Origin of the sequence: Bacillus sp. SN32, assembly GCF_002837495.1 — a bacterium.
Taxonomy (GTDB): domain Bacteria; phylum Bacillota; class Bacilli; order Bacillales; family Bacillaceae; genus Bacillus; species Bacillus subtilis.
Genome location: NZ_PJCT01000001.1, coordinates 592,360 through 610,663, shown reverse-complemented (window position 1 = coordinate 610,663; position 18,304 = coordinate 592,360). Strand labels below are relative to the sequence as shown.

The 18,304-nt window shown below is 43.7% G+C and carries 16 protein-coding genes; 4 read left to right on the top strand and 12 right to left on the bottom strand.

All coding sequences use genetic code 11. From position 1 onward, the window contains the following. Positions 1 to 4 precede the first annotated feature (4 nt). The 5 genes from ctaF to cyoE form a co-directional block, all read right to left on the bottom strand. Entirely contained in the window at positions 5 to 337 is a 333-nt protein-coding gene (gene ctaF, locus CW370_RS03320) for a cytochrome c oxidase subunit IVB (protein WP_003232242.1), read from the bottom strand. Between the two features lie 2 nt (positions 338 to 339). Next, the gene (ctaE, locus tag CW370_RS03315) at positions 340 to 963 is read right to left on the bottom strand and encodes a cytochrome c oxidase subunit III (RefSeq protein ID WP_003232244.1); all 624 of its coding nucleotides are present in this window, start codon (positions 961 to 963) and stop codon (positions 340 to 342) included. Next, a complete protein-coding gene (ctaD, locus tag CW370_RS03310; protein ID WP_003232245.1) occupies positions 963 to 2,831 on the bottom strand; it encodes a cytochrome c oxidase subunit I in 1,869 nt (622 codons plus the stop codon). The genes ctaE and ctaD overlap by 1 nt, the downstream gene beginning before the upstream one ends. Before the next feature lie 32 nt (positions 2,832 to 2,863). Continuing rightward, complete coding sequence (coxB, locus tag CW370_RS03305) at positions 2,864 to 3,934, bottom strand: cytochrome c oxidase subunit II (protein WP_014663859.1); 1,071 nt, start codon at positions 3,932 to 3,934, stop codon at positions 2,864 to 2,866. Between the two features lie 239 nt (positions 3,935 to 4,173). Beyond that, a complete protein-coding gene (gene cyoE, locus CW370_RS03300) occupies positions 4,174 to 5,091 on the bottom strand; it encodes a heme o synthase (RefSeq protein ID WP_003232250.1) in 918 nt (305 codons plus the stop codon). A 354-nt stretch (positions 5,092 to 5,445) separates the two neighbouring features. Between cyoE and ctaA the strand changes: the two genes are divergently transcribed. Next, a complete protein-coding gene (gene ctaA, locus CW370_RS03295; protein ID WP_015483190.1) occupies positions 5,446 to 6,366 on the top strand; it encodes a heme A synthase CtaA in 921 nt (306 codons plus the stop codon). A 401-nt stretch (positions 6,367 to 6,767) separates the two neighbouring features. Here ctaA and pyc read toward each other — a convergent pair whose 3' ends face one another. From pyc to glsA, 4 genes are all read right to left on the bottom strand, one after another. Then, positions 6,768 to 10,214: a pyruvate carboxylase gene (gene pyc / locus CW370_RS03290; RefSeq protein WP_077670705.1), complete on the bottom strand. Its 3,447-nt coding sequence runs from the start codon at positions 10,212 to 10,214 to the stop codon at positions 6,768 to 6,770. 74 nt (positions 10,215 to 10,288) lie between these two features. Next, positions 10,289 to 11,500: a cell division protein FtsW gene (ftsW, locus tag CW370_RS03285; RefSeq protein ID WP_101169487.1), complete on the bottom strand. Its 1,212-nt coding sequence runs from the start codon at positions 11,498 to 11,500 to the stop codon at positions 10,289 to 10,291. A 205-nt stretch (positions 11,501 to 11,705) separates the two neighbouring features. Continuing rightward, positions 11,706 to 11,987, bottom strand: coding sequence for a YlaN family protein (locus tag CW370_RS03280; RefSeq protein ID WP_003245286.1), 282 nt, complete (start codon positions 11,985 to 11,987; stop codon positions 11,706 to 11,708). 97 nt (positions 11,988 to 12,084) lie between these two features. Beyond that, on the bottom strand, positions 12,085 to 13,014 hold the full coding sequence (gene glsA / locus CW370_RS03275; protein ID WP_003232263.1) for a glutaminase A: 930 nt from the start codon (positions 13,012 to 13,014) through the stop codon (positions 12,085 to 12,087). Between the two features lie 102 nt (positions 13,015 to 13,116). Between glsA and CW370_RS03270 the strand changes: the two genes are divergently transcribed. Continuing rightward, positions 13,117 to 13,602, top strand: a complete 486-nt coding sequence (locus tag CW370_RS03270) for a hypothetical protein (RefSeq protein ID WP_015383578.1) — start codon at positions 13,117 to 13,119, stop codon at positions 13,600 to 13,602. Positions 13,603 to 13,605: 3 nt separating this feature from the next. Here the strand turns inward: CW370_RS03270 and CW370_RS03265 are convergent, their stop codons facing one another. Then, positions 13,606 to 14,934, bottom strand: coding sequence for a PhoH family protein (locus CW370_RS03265; protein WP_101169486.1), 1,329 nt, complete (start codon positions 14,932 to 14,934; stop codon positions 13,606 to 13,608). A 154-nt stretch (positions 14,935 to 15,088) separates the two neighbouring features. On the opposite strand from CW370_RS03265, the gene CW370_RS03260 reads away from it, so the two are divergent. Both CW370_RS03260 and CW370_RS03255 read left to right on the top strand, forming a co-directional pair. Next, complete coding sequence (locus CW370_RS03260) at positions 15,089 to 15,718, top strand: YhcN/YlaJ family sporulation lipoprotein (protein WP_021479356.1); 630 nt, start codon at positions 15,089 to 15,091, stop codon at positions 15,716 to 15,718. Between the two features lie 82 nt (positions 15,719 to 15,800). Next, positions 15,801 to 16,010 (top strand): YlaI family protein, encoded by a 210-nt coding sequence (locus CW370_RS03255; protein WP_003232271.1) that lies wholly within the window; start codon positions 15,801 to 15,803, stop codon positions 16,008 to 16,010. Positions 16,011 to 16,066: 56 nt separating this feature from the next. Here the strand turns inward: CW370_RS03255 and CW370_RS03250 are convergent, their stop codons facing one another. Beyond that, entirely contained in the window at positions 16,067 to 16,384 is a 318-nt protein-coding gene (locus CW370_RS03250; protein ID WP_003232274.1) for a YlaH-like family protein, read from the bottom strand. Positions 16,385 to 16,440: 56 nt separating this feature from the next. Next, positions 16,441 to 18,279 carry a translational GTPase TypA gene (gene typA, locus CW370_RS03245; RefSeq protein ID WP_003232278.1) on the bottom strand — a complete coding sequence of 613 codons (1,839 nt, stop codon included), beginning with the start codon at positions 18,277 to 18,279 and terminating at the stop codon, positions 16,441 to 16,443. Positions 18,280 to 18,304: the final 25 nt, after the last annotated feature.

Sequence of the window (18,304 nt, the reverse complement as noted above, 5' to 3'; positions counted from 1 at the left end):
CAAATTACCACCATATAATTGTCACAAACGCAAGCACAGTGATAAACGCGACAAACACCCCTGAATACAAAAACAGTGCCGGCGCCTCATGCCCTTTCTGATTCATATGCATGAAATAATACAGCTGAAAGATGACTTGAATTGCAGCTAGCAAAATAATGAAAGGAATCGTAAACCAGCTGCCGACACCGTCCGTGGCCACAGTCAGAAATGCAACAATCGTAAGACCGATCATTAAACCAAAAGACAGGACTTGATATTTCATCTCCCGGGCATGCTTTTTTTTCTTAAATTCAAGGTCGCTATTGATATGCCCTCTGCTTTTTTTATCGACCATGTTTATCCCACCATCCCCATTAAATATACAACGGTAAAGATGAAGACCCACACGACATCAATAAAGTGCCAGTAAAGGCTGGCAACGTAAAACTTAGGCGCCGTATACAGATTCAGCCCTCTCTTGGCATTGCGGATCATAAGCGTGCTGATCCACATAAGCCCAAATGCCACGTGGGCGCCGTGTGTACCGACAAGCGTGTAAAACGCAGAACCAAGGGCAGAGCTTGTGATGGTAAAGCCAAATTCATGGGTGTAATGCTTGAACTCATAGATTTCCAGTCCTAAAAAGCCCGCCCCCAATAAAATCGTAATTCCCAGCCAAAGCTGCATCTTGCCGAAGGAAAAGTTCTTCATGTGGTACATCGCGTACACACTCGTTAAACTGCTCGTTAATAGAAGCATTGTGGCAATGAATACAAGTGTCACATCGAACATTTCCGTCGTAGGCGGATCGCCGGCATTTGAATTCCGGAGCGCAAGAAACGTGGCGAAGAGAGACGCAAACAGAACAGTCTCTCCGCCAAGAAAAAGCCAAAAGCCTAAAAATTTATTTTTCCCTTCCAGGGTTACTTTTTCAGGAGAAGCTGGAAAGGTTTCTGCGGTGAATTTTTCTTGAACTTGCATTATGCCTTCACCCCTTTATCATCGTTCGGCAGTTCCTCTTTATGAATATGATAGCCGTGATCATCAATTACTGAACGAAGCAGCATCGTAATAAATGTGATGCCGAGCCCGATAAAGATCACCGGCAGACCCCAAGCGTAATCACTTCTGTACAGCAGCCCGAACGCTGCGACAAAAAGGCCGAAGGAAATGATGAGCGGCAGGATTGAGCCGTTTGGCATATGAATATCATCAACCGGTTCCGCCGGCGTCATTGATTTGTGCCCTGCCTGCTTCTCGATCCAAAGCGGATCAAGTCCTCTGACAAAAGGAAGCTGTTTAAAGTTATACTCCGGCGGCGGTGAAGAAACGGTCCATTCCAGCGTACGTCCGTCATGCCATGGATCAGCACCTACATATTCACCTTTTACCGATGTCCATATGACATTGACCAGCAGAAGAATAACAGCTGCCGCCATAAAAAACGCCCCGATTGTACTGATCAAGTTGCCGGTTTCCAGACCCTGTCCTGGCAAAAACGTATAAACCCGGCGCGGCATCCCCATTAAGCCGACAAAATGCTGAATGAAAAACGTGAGGTGAAAGCCGATAAAAAACAATACAAATGAAATTTTCCCCATCGTTTCATGCAGAATTTTACCGAACATTTTCGGCCACCAGAAATGAACACCGGCTAAAAGGCCGAATACAACGCCGCCAATAATGACGTAGTGGAAGTGCGCAACCACAAAATACGTATCATGAAACTGATAATCAGCCGCAGCAGCTGCCAGCATGACTCCCGTCACACCGCCGAGCACAAAGGATGGAATAAATGAGACAGCATACAGCATAGCGGTTGTATACTTCACATTTCCTCCCCAAATCGTCAACAGCCAGTTAAAAATCTTAATCCCGGTCGGAATCGCGATAGCCATTGTTGCAACCGCAAAAATCGCATTTGCAATCGGGCCCAGACCAGTCGTGAACATGTGGTGCACCCAAACCATAAAGCCCAGAAAGCCGATGAGCACGATTGCAAAAACCATTGAAGAATAGCCAAACAAACGCTTTCTGGCGAACACAGGGATGACCTCAGAAAAAATACCGAATGCAGGCAAAATTAGGATATAAACCTCCGGATGGCCGAAGATCCAAAATAAATGTTCCCAAATGACCGTATTTCCGCCAAGCTCCGGATTAAAGAAATTGGTCCCGAACAGCCGATCCAGCATCATGAGAGCCAATCCGACCGTAAGCGGCGGAAACGCGAACAAAATCAATGCCGAGGCCACAAATGTCGTCCATGTAAATAAAGGCAGCCTCATATACGTCATGCCCGGAGCCCTCATGTTGATAATCGTGGCCAAAAAGTTAATCCCGGCTATCAGCGTCCCGAGCCCCGATATTTGGAGTCCGAGGACGAAAAAGTCTATGCCGTGCCCTTTAGAATGAAGCGAAAGTGAGGCATATGACGTCCAGCCCGCATCTGGCGCTCCGCCCAAAAACCAGCTTAGATTTAAGAAAATACCCCCGAAAAAGAAGAGCCAAAAACCAAGCGCGTTTAAAAATGGAAACGAAACGTCCCGAGCCCCGATCTGCAAAGGCACAACCGCATTCATCAAGGCAAATAAGAGCGGCATCGCAGCAAGAAAGATCATCGTCGTTCCGTGCATAGTCATTACTTCATTGTACGCTTGAGCACTGAGAAACGCATTTTCCGGCTTTGCAAGCTGAATTCTGATAAACATCGCTTCAATTCCCCCGACAAGAAAGAAGAATCCCCCTGCCACTAAATAAAGAATCGCGATTTTTTTATGGTCCACCGTCGTCAAATAATCCCAAAGCATAGATCCGCGCGTCCGCTTTTCTGTAAGCGCATTCAACATATGTGACCTCCCCCAATATCTCCCTTTCTTCCCTACTTGCTTTCCGCTTTTAAGCCTTTTAAGTATTCATAAAGCGCATCTGTTTCGCTGTCTGAGAGCTTTGGATATGTGCCTGTCATTTTGTTCCCCGGCTTTATGCTGTCAGGGTCCTTCAGCCAAGCCTTCACATTTTCTTTGTTGGCCTCTTTCACCCCTGCCACTTTTGTCCTTTCACCGAAGGTCGCCAAGTTAGGTGCCGTTCTAGCGGCTTCTGCACGCTTATCATTCGGCTCTACCGCATGGCAGCTCAGGCAGTTTTTCTCTTTAAACAGTTCTTCACCCTGCTTAGCCAAATCGCTCTCTGCTGTAGACTTATAGTTCTTCATTTCTTTTGTCCAGCCCTGAAATTCTTTTGCAGACATCGTCTTCACCTTAAAATCCATCAGCGCATGTGAAGGGCCGCAAAGCTCTGCACACTTCCCAAAAAACATATCTCCTGCCTCTTTGCTTCGTTTTGAATCAAATGTCAGGAAGAACTTATTTTCATTATCCGTATTCGTATCAAGTTTTCCTCCAACTGAAGGAATCCAGAAGGAATGTTTTACATCAGAGGCTTTTAAATTAAAATATACACGCTGATCTGTCGGTACAATCAGCTCCTGGCTTGTGATAATGCCGTAATCAGGGTACTCAAACTCCCACCAGTATAAATTTGCCCTAACATTGACTACAAGAGCATCCTCAGCTTTGCGGCCTTTTTTATCCATTGGTGATGTGTCCGCTAGCTCCAGCGTATATAATACAACAGGAATCACAAGAATAATGAGCAGCAAAATCGGGATCACGGTCCATGTGATTTCTAAAAATTTATTCCCCTCTACCTGTTTCGGTATCGTGTTCTCACCGACCCGTGATCTTCTGAATCTCACAATCACATAAAAGAAGATAACAGATACTACTGCAACAACAACCACCATAATCAATGTGCTGAGCACTGTCAGGTCATACTGTTTATCAGCCACCTCGCCAGCAGGCTTGAGCGTGGATAAAAAAGGTTTTCCACATCCGCTTAATAGAAGCGGCACTAAGGCTAATAATAAAATAAGACGCCAATGCTTTACCATTTCACCCAACCCCTTTTCTGGTCAATACAAAGGCGGAAAGCGGATCGAAATCTATCGCCATCCAACCTATCACCAATAAAGCACTTACATTTCCTCTTCTCTTAAATTATGAGTTTTTTTACTCAAAATGCCATCTATGTATAAAAGTAAAGCCGCCTGATTAAACAAGAGGTCAAGGCGGCATTTACTAGTTGTCATCGTTTATTTTGAAGCGATAAAACAAGCATCATATCTATTTTTTAGAAAAGCGTCAAGACAACCATGGCAACGAAATAGATTGTCATGTAGTTAAGCGAGTAAACGAACATCTGCGTTGCCCACTTCATGATATTCTTGGAGCGGAATCCCATTAAGCCAAGAATCAGCCAGCCGATATTTAACAGCAAGCCGAGAATGACAATCGGAAGACCCAGGCTACCAAGGAAAAACGGAAGCGGCATCAGGCATGCAACCCACACAATAATTTGTCTTTTTGTCACTTCAAATCCGTATACGACAGGAAGCATCGGAATATTTGCAGCTCTGTAATCCTCAGTTTTCTTAATAGCCAATGCTAAGAAGTGAGGAATCTGCCAAATAAATAAAATCATGAATAACACCCATGCTACGACACCGATATTCCCTTCCACTGCCGTCCATCCAATAAGCGGCGGCACTGCACCGGAAACGCTTCCTACTACTGTGTTAATCGTATAGCGGCGTTTCGTCCACATTGTGTACAATACAACATACGTAAAGACTCCGATAAAACCGATAACAGCAGCCATGACAGTTGTCATCAGCAGCATGATCAATCCTAAAGCAACCAGCAAAATTCCAGACCATAACGCCTGACTCGGCTGAATTTTACCCGTAACCGTCGGTCTTACTTTCGTACGCTCCATAAGATGGTCAATGTCCCGGTCATACCAGTTATTGATCGCGCAGGAGCCCGCAATAATCAGTGAAGACCCGATTAACGTAAGAAGAACGGTGTTTATATTGCCTAAAAAACTTAAACCGGATATATGCAGTGCAAGCCACATTCCAGTGAAAGTCGTGATGAGGTTAGAATTGACGATCCCTATTTTAATAAGGGACAGAAAATCTTTCCATGCCGTTGTTTCTTCAATTTGTCCGTCTATAGCTGTATCATTTAAGATTCTGGAGTTAGCCATAACGTAAACCTCCCTTACAAACCTAACGCAGGAGAATAAAATAACCTGCAACTCTATCATACAAGATAACATCTTGTAAAAAAACATCCTATTAAATATTAAACGACAAACAGGAATTTATTTGTGAACTTTTTATGAATTTTACCAAAGATGAAGGCAATCTCCAAATCGGCATTGCGTTTACCTTATTTCTATCAGACCCGGCATGAATAATCAAGTGTACATTTTCCAGAAGCCGTCATTCTATTATATTTTTGTGAACAAAAGGCTCTGGGAATTGCCACAAAACACATATTCGCTTACACTTGGAACGTATATAAAATTGCAGCAGTATGTTAAGAAGGTGAATATTGTATGAATAAAGCATTAAAAGCTCTCGGTGTTCTGACGACATTTGTCATGCTAATTGTTTTAATCGGGGGTGCCCTCGTTACAAAAACAGGTTCCGGCCAAGGATGCGGCAGACAGTGGCCGCTGTGTCACGGCCGTTTTTTCCCTGAACTGAATCCGGCTTCAATTATTGAATGGAGCCACCGATTCGCAAGCGGAATCTCTATTATCCTTGTGCTAAGCCTTGCGTTTTGGTCATGGAGAAAAATCACGCCGATTTTCCGTGAAACAACGTTTCTCGCGATCATGTCAATTATCTTTTTATTTCTTCAGGCATTGCTTGGCGCATTGGCTGTCGTATTCGGTTCGAACGCGCTGATTATGGCGCTTCACTTCGGCATCTCATTAATTTCTTTTGCTTCAGTGCTTATTTTGACATTGCTCATATTTGAAGCTGATAAATCAGTCAGAACACTGGTTAAGCCGCTTCAAATCGGCAAAAAGATGCAATTTCACATGATAGGAATTTTGATATATTCCTATATCGTTGTGTATACAGGCGCATATGTAAGACACACTGAATCAAGTCTGGCATGTCCTGATGTGCCGCTGTGCAGCCCGCTGAACAATGGACTTCCGACCCAATTCCATGAATGGGTGCAAATGGGCCACAGAGCAGCAGCCTTACTGTTATTTGTATGGATTATTGTTGCCGCTGTTCATGCTATTACTTCCTATAAAGATCAAAAACAGATCTTTTGGGGATGGATCTCATGTCTTATTTTCATTACATTACAGGCACTGTCCGGGATTATGATCGTATACTCTGAACTGGCTCTGGGCTTTGCACTTGCCCACTCGTTCTTTATTGCCTGTCTGTTTGGCGTTTTATGCTACTTCTTATTATTGATTGCTCGTTTCCGTTACGAATCCAGGCAATCATAAGGACTCAAGACCAAAGCCTTAGGCGGCTTTGGTCTTTTTTCATGTCTTGTTTTGGCGCTTTATTGTTTCAATGGCCAGCCTTCGCTGAACTTGATGATCAGTGAGCGGCTCACTTCGGTCTGTCCCCTTCCTCATCGTGATTATAGAAATTTCATATGCATCTATAGTCCGCGAACATTAGTATTAAAGCCTTTTAAATCAGATAGTGCTTAAAGAAATATGCATGGCATACTACAAAGCATCTATAATATTGGCTGTATAAGCCTCTTTTTATTTTGGGCTTGTGACAGTACTGTATAATCTCTGAAGTCCCCTTATATCTCTTCTAACCATCTGCTTCACTCCATATTTTCTATATAAAAAAACAAGAGTGTATATCAAATGACATACACTCTTGTTTTTTATGCTTTTTCAATTTCGAGAAGCAGATCTCCCGTTTGGATCGGCTCGCCATTTTTCACATGAACCTGCTTGATTGTTCCTGAGAAAGGAGCCTGAACCGTTGTTTCCATTTTCATCGCTTCATTAATCATCAAATGATCACCTTTATTGACTTTTGTGCCTGCTTCAGCCAATACCTTAATAACGGTTCCAGGCATGGAAGCTGCGATGTGGCTTGGATTTGTCCGGTCTGCTTTCAGCCTTTCCTGAACGGAAGACTTAATGCTTTCATCTTTAATGACTACTTCACGCGGCTGCCCGTTCAGTTCGAAATAAACGACGCGAGTGGCGTCAGGCTGAGGCTCACCGATTGAAATCAGCTTAACGATCAGCGTTTTGCCGCGCTCAATTTCAACTTCTATCTCTTCACCCAATGTCATACCGTAGAAGAATGTCGGTGTATCTAATACCGAAATGTCTCCGTAGCTTTCTGTCGTTTTCACATAATCAGTGAAGACTTTAGGATAAAGGGCATACGCCACAGCATCCTGATCTGAAATTTCCAAGTTATGCTGCTCTTTAAATTCCTGTTTGATCGCTTCAAATGACACCGGCTCAAGCAGTTCGCCCGGTCTGACTGTAATCGGCTCCTGCCCTTTTAAGATCAGCTTTTGCAGTTTTTCCGGGAATCCGCCATGAGGCTGGCCGATATTTCCTTTGAAAAGCTCCACGACAGAATCAGGGAAATCTAAAGATTCGCCTTTTTCGTAAACGTCTTTTTCAGTCAGATTGTTTTGCACCATGTAGAGTGCCATATCTCCGACTACTTTTGAGGAAGGCGTTACCTTGACGATGTCACCGAACATATCGTTCACGCGTCTGTACATTTCCTTGACTTCGTTCCAGCGGTCGCCAAGGCCTACTCCCTTGGCTTGCTGCTGCAGGTTGCTGTATTGGCCCCCTGGCATTTCGTGCTCATAAATTTCAGTATGCGGAGACTTCATTCCGCTTTCAAATTCACTATAATATTTACGCACCGACTCCCAATATTGGGACAGCAATTCAACGCCTTGGACATTCATTTCCGGACGGCGGTCGTTGCCTTCCATCGCATGATAAAATCCGCTCGCGCTAGGCTGTGACGTTAATCCCGCCATTGAGCTGACCGCCACGTCTATGATATCAACGCCGGCTTCAACAGCTTTCGCATACATATAAATACCGTTTCCGCTCGTATCATGTGTATGAAGGTGAACCGGAATGTCGATCGTTTCTTTCAACGCAGAAACGAGTTCATATGCAGCCTGCGGTTTTAACAGCCCTGCCATATCTTTAATCCCGAGAATATGGGCTCCGGCCGCCTCAAGCTCCTTCGCCATCGATGTATAATAAGCAAGATCGTACTTCGTCCGGTTCTTGTCAAGGATATCTCCCGTATAACAAATCGCAGCTTCTGCCACTTTTCCGGTATCCCGAACGGCATCAATGGCTAACGTCATCCCTTTTACCCAGTTTAAGCTGTCGAAAATACGAAACACATCAATACCGGATTGAGCTGATTGCTTCACAAATTCTTTAATCACATTGTCCGGATAATTCGTATAGCCGACCGCATTTGATGAGCGAAGCAGCATCTGGAATAAGGTATTCGGCACTTCTTTGCGAAGATCTTCCAAACGCTTCCACGGATCTTCTTTCAGGAATCGGTAGGCTACATCGAAGGTCGCGCCTCCCCACATTTCCATACTGAATAGTTCAGGCCATAACGCAGCCGTCGGATTTGCGATTTTTTTCAAATCATGCGATCTGATTCTAGTTGCCAATAACGATTGGTGGGCATCCCTGAATGTCGTATCAGTTAAAAGGACAGATTTCTGCTCCTTAACCCAATTTGCAAGCCCTTCTGCACCTTTTTCATCGAGAATTTGCTTTGTTCCTTTGGCAGGCTGCTGATCAACGTCTACCTTTACGCTTAACGGTTTGTCAAACGCCGGTTTTTCTTTTTTCCCGATTCCGGGGAAGCCGTTTACTGTCACATTGCCGATGTAAGTGAGCATTTTCGTTCCGCGGTCTTTTTGTTTAGGGAAATTAAATAATTCAGGCGTTGTATCAATGAAAGACGTATCATATTGCCCTGTCAGGAACATCTCATGTTTTGCAACGTTCTCAAGGAACGGAATGTTCGTTTTTATGCCTCTGATTCTGAACTCCTGAAGGTTTCGCACCATTTTGGCAGCTGCCTGTTCAAACGTTAAAGCCCAAGTTGAAAGCTTAACGAGAAGTGAATCATAGTATGGTGTGATCACGGCACCCTGAAAGCTGTTTCCGGTATCAAGACGGACACCAAAACCGCCGCCTGAGCGGTAAGCCATGATTTTTCCTGTATCAGGCATGAAATCATTTTGCGGATCCTCAGTCGTAACCCGTGACTGAATGGCATAGCCGATTGTAAAAATGTCCTTTTGCTCAGGAATATTTACTTTTTTGCTGTGAAGGCTGTGCCCTTGGGCAACAAGGATCTGAGTTTGAACAATATCGACACCAGTAATCATTTCTGTTATCGTGTGTTCAACTTGTACGCGCGGGTTTACTTCAATAAAGTAGAACTCGTTGTTTGCAACAAGGAATTCGACCGTCCCCGCATTTATATAGTTTACATTTTTGGCAAGCGCAACTGCCGCCTCACAAATTTGGTCCCTTAATTCAGGTGACAGCGAGACACTCGGCGCCACTTCAATGACCTTTTGATGGCGTCTTTGAACGGAACAATCCCTCTCAAAAAGATGGACGACATTTCCCTGCTTGTCTCCAATGACCTGAACCTCAATATGTTTTGGATTCTCAATTAATTTTTCTACATAAACTTCATCATTGCCAAAGGCTGCTTTCGCCTCTGATTTAGCACGCTCATATGCTTCTTTGACTTCACTTTCAGATCTGACAATCCGCATACCGCGGCCGCCGCCGCCAAGCGAGGCTTTAATGATGATCGGATAACCGTTAGCTTGTCCAAATTGTTCGACGGCTTCAAGCGTTTCGGCAGGACCATCGCTTCCCGGAATCACGGGGATTCCCGCTTTTTCTGCCTGCTCACGCGCTTTTACCTTGTCACCAAACATATCGAGATGCTCGGATTTTGGCCCTATGAATACGATGCCTTCTTCTTCACATCGTCTCGCAAAATGAATATTTTCAGATAAGAAACCGTATCCCGGATGAATTGCATCGACTTTGTTTCTTTTCGCAATATCAATGATACCTTCAATATCCAGGTAAGCATCAATCGGTTTTTTCCCTTCACCGACCAAGTATGCTTCATCCGCTTTGTACCGATGGTAGGAACCGGAATCTTCTTTTGAATAGACCGCAACTGTACGAATATTCAACTCGGTACACGCCCGGAATATTCGGATTGCAATTTCTCCCCTGTTTGCTACTAATACTTTTTGTATCGATTGCTGAGACAAACTTTTCTCCCCCTTACCCGAATGGAATATAATCTATCATAGCGGAATATCCTTCCCCTGTACACACTTGTTTTTTACTGATAAACAGTTTTTTTGAGCTGTTTCTTTTTCATTCCCTTCGGCGCCAAGGGCTCTTTCTTTTTCTTATTCTCTGAATATTTCACAAACATGCTGATATTCGCTAATATCCCCATACTCCCCAACAGCAGCACCAAAGAAGAGCCCCCGTAACTGATAAATGGCAGCGTAACCCCTGTAATCGGAATTAATCCGCTGACACCGCCAAGGTTAATAAACGACTGGATGGCAATCATGCTTGAAATGCCGATCGCCAGAAGACTTCCAAAGGGGTCCTCGCATTTTCTGGCTATATAAAAACCTTTAATGACGACAAAACCCAATAGGAAAATCACAAACAAAACCCCAAAAATGCCGAGCTCTTCAGCAATGACAGCCATAATAAAGTCAGTGTGTGATTCAGGCAGATATCCGTATTTTTGGATACTTTCACCGAGCCCCAGACCGAAAATGCCGCCTGAGCTGATCGCATAATAAGAATTGATCACTTGCAAACCTGATGAATTTGCATACTTAAATGGGTCTTCAAGACTCTCAAAACGCGCTAAACGGCCTTCAGTTAAAATTTTGTCCTGATTCAAATAGATAATCGGGCTGACTAAAATGAAAACAATTCCGCCCAGTATCACAAGCCTCACCAGCGTCTTTCCGCTGAAGCCGGAGCACAAGATCATGCACGTCGCAATTAACCCTATAATCATGGCTGTACCGAAATCTGGCTGCATGGCAATTAACCCGCAAATTATAAGCGTCATGACTACCGGAGGGGCTACACCCGTTAATAGATGGTCAATATAGCTTTGTTTTTTGGCATATACGGCTGCGAGGTATAAAATCACGACCAGTTTCACAAACTCCCCCGGCTGAATACTCATTCCGCCGATTTTAAACCAGCTTTGCGCGTTTCCGGCAACATGCCCGAATACAAACAGTGAGATAAGCGCAAGAACAGATACAAGCAGTATCCCCTTCTGAAATCTTTGATGGGCCAGTGCTTTATAAGGAAACAACGCCATGAGAATAAATAGAGCGCCACCCGCAATTAAAGCAAACAGCTGCCGCATGAAGAAAAAATTACTGCTTACTCCATACCGGGAGACAGCCGTAATCATGCTTGAGCTGTATACCATCACTAAACCGAATCCGCATAATAAAACGATTGCGAATATCAGTGAGTAATCATAAGATTTTAGCATTTTTTTTAACATAACATCCTCTTCCCTGCTTCTAACTTCCATTATCTATGGTTTTTATGTATTTATCTTTTTTATTTTACTACAATTTATCAAACGAGACGAAGAATCTCTATACGATTCGGAAGGAATGTGTAAAAAAAGACCGTCTTTTATGAGATGAGAGAAAAATAGCGGTTATAAAAAAACCCAAACTGTTAATAAGTTTGAGTTTTATCATTTATTTAGCTGTAAACGCGTCATGTAAAGCAGACAATTCGCGTTCCAATGTGTATAAAAGGTCTTTACCGTCTTTTTCATCAACCAATCCCAGGCGGACAGCAAAATCGATTTCCCTCGAAAGCCCGAACATTTGAGTATCTAAAACCTCTTCATATAGAGGACATTGAGGCATCGTTAAGTTATCCATTTGTACTCGGATCAGCTTCAAAATCTTCTCAGCGTCCACTTTTAAGAGTTCAAAAGCTTTTTGCCGATGGTCAACTATCATCTCTGAAGCCAAAAGTATCCCTCCGTTCCCCAGGCGAGTACCTAATTCTTCTATTTATCATAAAGGGTATCAACAGAAAATGCAAGAGGATTTAAGCATATGACATAAATTAAAAAATACTCAGCCTGTACATCTCAGACATTATTTCCAAAAGCTTTACACCTGCAATGCTGTTCCCTTTTTCGTCTAATGCGGGGCCGAATATGCCGATCCCGAAATCGTAAGGCGAAATGCCCATTATCCCGCCGGATACGCCGCTTTTCGCAGGAATTCCGACCTTAATTGCGAATTCCCCGCTTGCATTGTACATTCCGCACGTCACCATAAACGTTTTGCAAATTCTAGCGACATCTTTTGAGATGACTTGCTCCCCAGTCTCTGGATGTCTGCCGTTCAATGCAAATACAGATCCGATTTTCGCTAAATCCAAGCTGTTCATCTCAATCGCGCATTGCTTCGTATATAAATCCATTACTGCTTCTACATCATCTTCAAAAATGCCGTACTGCTTCATATAATAACACATCGCCCGATTAATCATTGAAGTGCTGTATTCAGATTCAGCCACTTCCCGGCAGTATGTAATCTCTTGGTTGTTTGTCAGCCTTCTGATAAAAGAAAGCAAATAATCAAGTCTCTCTTTTACTGTTCTTCCCCTTATCAGACTTGTCACTACCAATGCCCCGGCATTAATCATAGGGTTTAACGGCTTGCTCGGATTCACTGTTTCGAGCTTGATAATTGAATTAAACGGATCACCGGTCGGCTCCTGTCCAACATAACTGAAGACCTTATCTTTGCCGTATTCCATTAACACCAAAGCAAGGGAAAGGACTTTCGATATACTTTGAAGCGTAAATGTTTTTTCTACGTCACCTGCTGACAGACAAACATTATTGGAATAATAAATCGCCACTGACAGGTCGTGTTTATCAGCTTTTGCCAAGGCGGGAATATAGCTGGCTACCTCCCCCTTGTCCGTTACTTTTTTCGCCTTTTTCACTAAGGCTTCAAGCTCATCATTATGCCGGCATACCATGCAAACACCCTCGTTCCCTCAGCATTTCAATACACATAATTTGTACACAAAGTGACAATTCATGCGAAAACTTTTATAATTTTGAGAGAAGGGGGTCATATCATGAGCGTTATCCAAGTAAAAGGCAATGTTACATATCCAATTACCATTGATCCAAGCGTATGGATTTTTGATGATCGCAAATTTTCGTTTGACCGCAAAGGGGACAGTCAAGACACATATTTACAATCAGCCGGGGATGAATCCGACCTTGATCCGGAACGCGTCATCAGAGAGGGGCGAATTGCGCCGCCTACATTAAAGACGGAAAAACAATATGAGAAGCAAAAACTGATGAACGGCAGTTTCGCAATGAGACTTGGGACTGTCCTGAAGAATGCTGAGCCGAACAGCTCTGCGACGCAATGTGTATTTGTCACAAGTTCGGGAAAAGCCGCCGTTTCTCTGGAAACCGCTCTGAACAGTATTGTCCATTTCAGTGAGGCAGGCAAGCCGATTCAAGAAGGCGGCCCCGTGCATATTTACTTTGAAGATCCAATTCATCACAAACAGCCGATTACCGATGTAAAAGAGATCGAAATCATTTAAACGTTACAGCAAATCAGCTGCGAGCTGGGCGAGACCTGATCTCTCACCTTTTAACAGTTTCACGCTGCCTGAGATGGGTTGTCCTTTAAACCGCTCAACCACATAGGCCAAACCATTGTTCAGACTGTCTAAATATGGGTGATCAATTTGTTCAGGGTCACCCATTAAGACAATTTTACTGCCTTCACCGACTCTCGTCAGCAAAGTTTTCACCTCATGCCTGGTCAAATTTTGCGCTTCATCAATGATAATAAATTGATCTGGAATGCTTCTCCCTCTGATATAAGTCAGCGCCTCTACCTGAATTGAGCCAATTCCCGCCAAAATAGCATCAAGCTCCCCTGGTTTTTTCGTATTAAACAGAAACTCTAAGTTGTCAAAAATCGGCTGCATCCAAGGCTTTAGCTTTTCCTCTTTTTCGCCTGGCAAATACCCGATGTCCTTGCCAACAGGAACAATCGGCCTTGCGACGACCAGCTTTTTATATATTCCCAAGTCTTCTGTCTGTAATAGCCCCGCCGCCAAAGCTAAGAGCGTCTTGCCGGTTCCCGCTTTTCCGATCAGGGTGACAAGCGGAATATCTTCCCGCAGCAAAAGCTCTAATGCCATTGTCTGCTGTACATTTTTCGGCCTGATTCCCCATATATGTTCATCATCAAATACGAGTCTTTTTAATACCGTTCCGGTTTTGTCTGCAATTCCGACTGCCGAGGAAGACCCTCCTAGCTCATCCTTCATTAAAGCAAACTGATTCGGATAAAACGCATGCTGTTTTACATCGTTTACTGAAATTTGATTTTTCCCGTAAAAAGAGCTGAACAGCTGCTGGCTGATATATAAATCTTTATAGCCGCTGTACATTTCATCATTGTCCACAACACGGTCATTCAAGAAATCTTCAGCAAGCAGTCCGATTGCGTCGGCTTTAACCCTGACCAGTACATCCTTACTGACAAGGATAACCGGCCTGCCATTTTCCTTGGTTTCTTCCTCGAGGCTTAAGTTTTTCGCAACGGCTAATATGCGATTATCGTTCGTCTTTTCAATAAAGATCTCTTGCAGCTGGTGAAACGAACGATGATTCAGTTCAATTCTCAGTGTGCCGCCGGTGTCAAGCGGTACATGCTCATGCAGCCTGCCCTTTTGTCTTAGCGCATCGATTAGCTTAGATACGTGCCTTGCATTCCTCCCAACTTCGTCCATATACCGTTTTTTTGAATCAACCTCTTCTAAAACGACAGCAGGGATGACAACCTCATTTTCTTCAAAAGAAAATATCGCGTTAGGATCCTGTAATAACACATTCGTATCTAACACATAAATTTTACTCAAGTCTCAGCCTCCTGATATAAGGGTCAAAGTTCTTCCTGCTTCTCTTTTGATGAAAAAGGTGAATGCCTGCTAAAATATATGTTTTTGTGCATAAAGATAGAAGGTTAATTCAACAATAAAATTAATGAAAGCATTTTAAGGAGGGAACCCGCAAGTGCGAATTCTTTTCATTATCATACAGCTGACACTTATCCTGTCCGCTTGTGCCTATCAACAAGGAAAACAGGGCCAGAATGTTGAAAAAGAATCAACAAGACAGCAGGAGACTAAACCGATTCACGTAAAGGACACAACTCAAGAAACAAAAGACAATGGAACAAGAACGGATATTGCCAAGCATCTTGTCAGCGTTGCTGAAAAAAACCCCGACGTCAAGGATGCAACAGCCGTTGTGCTGGGAGGCTATGCTGTTGTTGGGATTGATGTCGATGATACTTTGGACAGAAGCAAAGTGGAAACCATTAAATATTCTGTAGCTCAGGCGCTAAAGAATGATCGATATGGCGCCAACGCAGTAGTCATTGCTGATCCCGATACGGTCAGCCGCCTTCGCGAAATGAGCAGAGAAATCAGCGAGGGCCGTCCGGTAACAGGCATACTGGATGAATTAGCTGCAATTGTCGGCCGAGTGCTTCCCGAAGTGCCTAACGATGTGATTGACAATGAAGACGAACCGCAAACAAAGCAGCAAAATGACCAATTAAATAGAAAACAGCAGCAGGAAATGGAGAAGGAGCAAAACGATCAATCTGATCATCATATGAAAAAGAACAACAATGACTAAGCTATAGCCTTGCGCTTTAGCTTTTTCTTATTTTGGACAGCTTCTGATCCGTGCTATAATACATGTTAGTGAAAGAGGTGATATGATGAGGGTCAAATGTTCTATTTGCGATAAAATTGAAACAATTGATGATGATACCCTGATCGCGAAACGGCTTCGAAACCGCCCGATCCATACATATATGTGCCAGGAATGCCACGATCGGATTGCCAAAAAAACAGAGGAACGGCTGAAAACGGGAAAATTTACTTTTCACCCGGGACAGCAGAAAAAGGAAAAAGTCAAAAAATAAAGCGTCCGCTTAACCATACAGAACACAAAAAAAGACTCAGCTTTCAGCTGAGTCTTTTATGATTTTGCAGACTGTCCTTTTTTCGACTGATACAGCCGGATTTTGTAAATGATTAAAATCAGCGCAGCGACGACCAATCCTTCTGCCACGGGCAAAAACACCCCTAAAAAAGTCAAAACAGTGCAGCCCAACGCCAAAAATACATACACCACTGCAGATTTTAATACAGGAAGCCGTTTAGCAAATCCAAGCTTAAATACAATAACGGCCAACACAAAAATCGTGCCGTACAGCAGCCACATGCCTGCCGCAGGCTGCCGGTCTACTTGATATAGAGCGGCGAAGAACGACAGACGTTCGCTTACGTCATTCAAAAAGATTCCCTCCCCTGTAAACGTACGGGTTCTATCTTTTCAAATTCTGCACGAGATTAAGACAATCCTGCTGTTTTTTTCTTTTTAGCTGCTTTTTCACGTTCGTTCTTATTGAGGATCTTCTTTCTTAAACGGATGGATTCAGGTGTTACTTCACAATATTCATCTTCGTTTAAGTACTCTAGAGACTCCTCAAGAGACATGATGCGCGCTTTTTTAATTGTAGTTGTCTGATCCTTTGTCGCGGAACGGACGTTTGTTTGCTGTTTCATTTTGCTGACGTTAACAACAAGGTCATTGTCACGGTTATGCTCTCCAACGATCATTCCTTCGTATACTTCAGTACCCGGCTCAACGAAGATGACACCGCGGTCTTCAATTCCTTGAATACCGTATGATGTTGCTTTTCCGTTTTCCATTGACACAAGTACACCTTGACGGCGTCCGCCGACTTGGCCCGCCTGCATCGGCTGGTAGCTGTCAAACGTATGGTTCAAAATACCGAATCCGCGTGTTAATGATAGGAATTCTGTAGAGTAACCGATCAATCCGCGGGAAGGAACTGTAAAGATGAGACGGACTTGGCCGTTTCCGTTGTTGATCATATCAACCATTTCGCCTTTGCGGGCACCCATTGATTCCATGACAGAGCCAGTATGCTCTTCAGGAACATCAATTTGCACACGTTCAACAGGCTCACAGCGTACGCCGTCGATTTCTTTGATAATAACTTCAGGTTTTGACACTTGAAGCTCATAGCCCTCACGACGCATATTTTCAATTAAAATTGACAAGTGCAGTTCACCGCGTCCTGAAACAACCCAAGCATCAGGAGAAGCTGTCGGCTCAACACGCAAGCTCACATCCGTCTGAAGCTGTGATTGAAGACGCTCTTCGATTTTGCGGGCCGTTACATATTTGCCTTCACGGCCTGCAAACGGACTGTTATTCACGACAAATGTCATTTGAAGTGTCGGCTCATCAATGCGAAGCACCGGAAGCGGATCTTGATGGTCTACAGGACATACCGTTTCACCAACGTTGATATCTTCCATTCCGGAAACCGCAACGAGGTCTCCCGCTTTTGCTTCTTCAATTTCCACACGCTTTAAGCCTTGGAAACCAAAAATCTTTGTAACACGGAATGACTTTGCCGTTCCGTCAAGCTTCATAAGAGAAACCTGCTGTCCGACTTTCATTGTGCCGCGGAATACGCGTCCGATTCCGATACGGCCTACATAGTCGTTGTAGTCAAGAAGGGCAACTTGGAATTGAAGCGGCTCCTCTGCATTATCAACAGGTGCCGGAACATGCTTAATAATGGTTTCATATAAAGCTTCCATGTTTTCATCCTGTTGTTTCGGATCAAGACTCGCTGTTCCATTAATCGCGGAAGCATATACCACTGGGAACTCGAGCTGCTCTTCATTAGCATCAAGCTCAATGAACAGATCCAGAACTTCATCGATAACTTCCTCTGGACGAGCAAAGTCACGGTCAATTTTGTTTACAACAACAACAGGGTTCAGGTTTTGCTCAAGAGCTTTTTTCAGAACAAAACGAGTTTGAGGCATACAGCCTTCATATGCGTCAACGACAAGCACTACGCCGTCAACCATTTTCATAATCCGTTCTACTTCTCCCCCAAAGTCTGCGTGTCCAGGGGTGTCCAAAATATTGATACGTGTATCTTTATAGTTAATCGCAGTATTTTTCGCCAATATTGTAATGCCGCGTTCGCGTTCAAGATCATTAGAGTCCATTGCGCGTTCAGCAACCTGTTCGTTGGCACGGAACGTACCAGCCTGATGTAAAAGCTGATCGACTAGAGTCGTTTTCCCATGGTCAACGTGGGCAATAATCGCGATGTTGCGAAGATCATTTCGAAGTTTCACTTTTTCATCTCCTAAAAAAATTAGA

Excerpts from the sequence above, each read along its gene's own strand:
- cyoE (WP_003232250.1), bottom strand. The coding sequence starts at position 5,091 with ATGGCTAACTCCAGAATCTTAAATGATACAGCTATAGACGGACAAATT.
- ctaA (WP_015483190.1), top strand. The coding sequence starts at position 5,446 with ATGAATAAAGCATTAAAAGCTCTCGGTGTTCTGACGACATTTGTCATG.
- ctaF (WP_003232242.1), bottom strand. The coding sequence starts at position 337 with ATGGTCGATAAAAAAAGCAGAGGGCATATCAATAGCGACCTTGAATTT.
- ctaE (WP_003232244.1), bottom strand. The coding sequence starts at position 963 with ATGCAAGTTCAAGAAAAATTCACCGCAGAAACCTTTCCAGCTTCTCCT.
- ftsW (WP_101169487.1), bottom strand. The coding sequence starts at position 11,500 with ATGTTAAAAAAAATGCTAAAATCTTATGATTACTCACTGATATTCGCA.
- ctaD (WP_003232245.1), bottom strand. The coding sequence starts at position 2,831 with ATGTTGAATGCGCTTACAGAAAAGCGGACGCGCGGATCTATGCTTTGG.
- glsA (WP_003232263.1), bottom strand. The coding sequence starts at position 13,014 with ATGGTATGCCGGCATAATGATGAGCTTGAAGCCTTAGTGAAAAAGGCG.
- coxB (WP_014663859.1), bottom strand. The coding sequence starts at position 3,934 with ATGGTAAAGCATTGGCGTCTTATTTTATTATTAGCCTTAGTGCCGCTT.
- CW370_RS03270 (WP_015383578.1), top strand. The coding sequence starts at position 13,117 with ATGAGCGTTATCCAAGTAAAAGGCAATGTTACATATCCAATTACCATT.
- CW370_RS03255 (WP_003232271.1), top strand. The coding sequence starts at position 15,801 with ATGATGAGGGTCAAATGTTCTATTTGCGATAAAATTGAAACAATTGAT.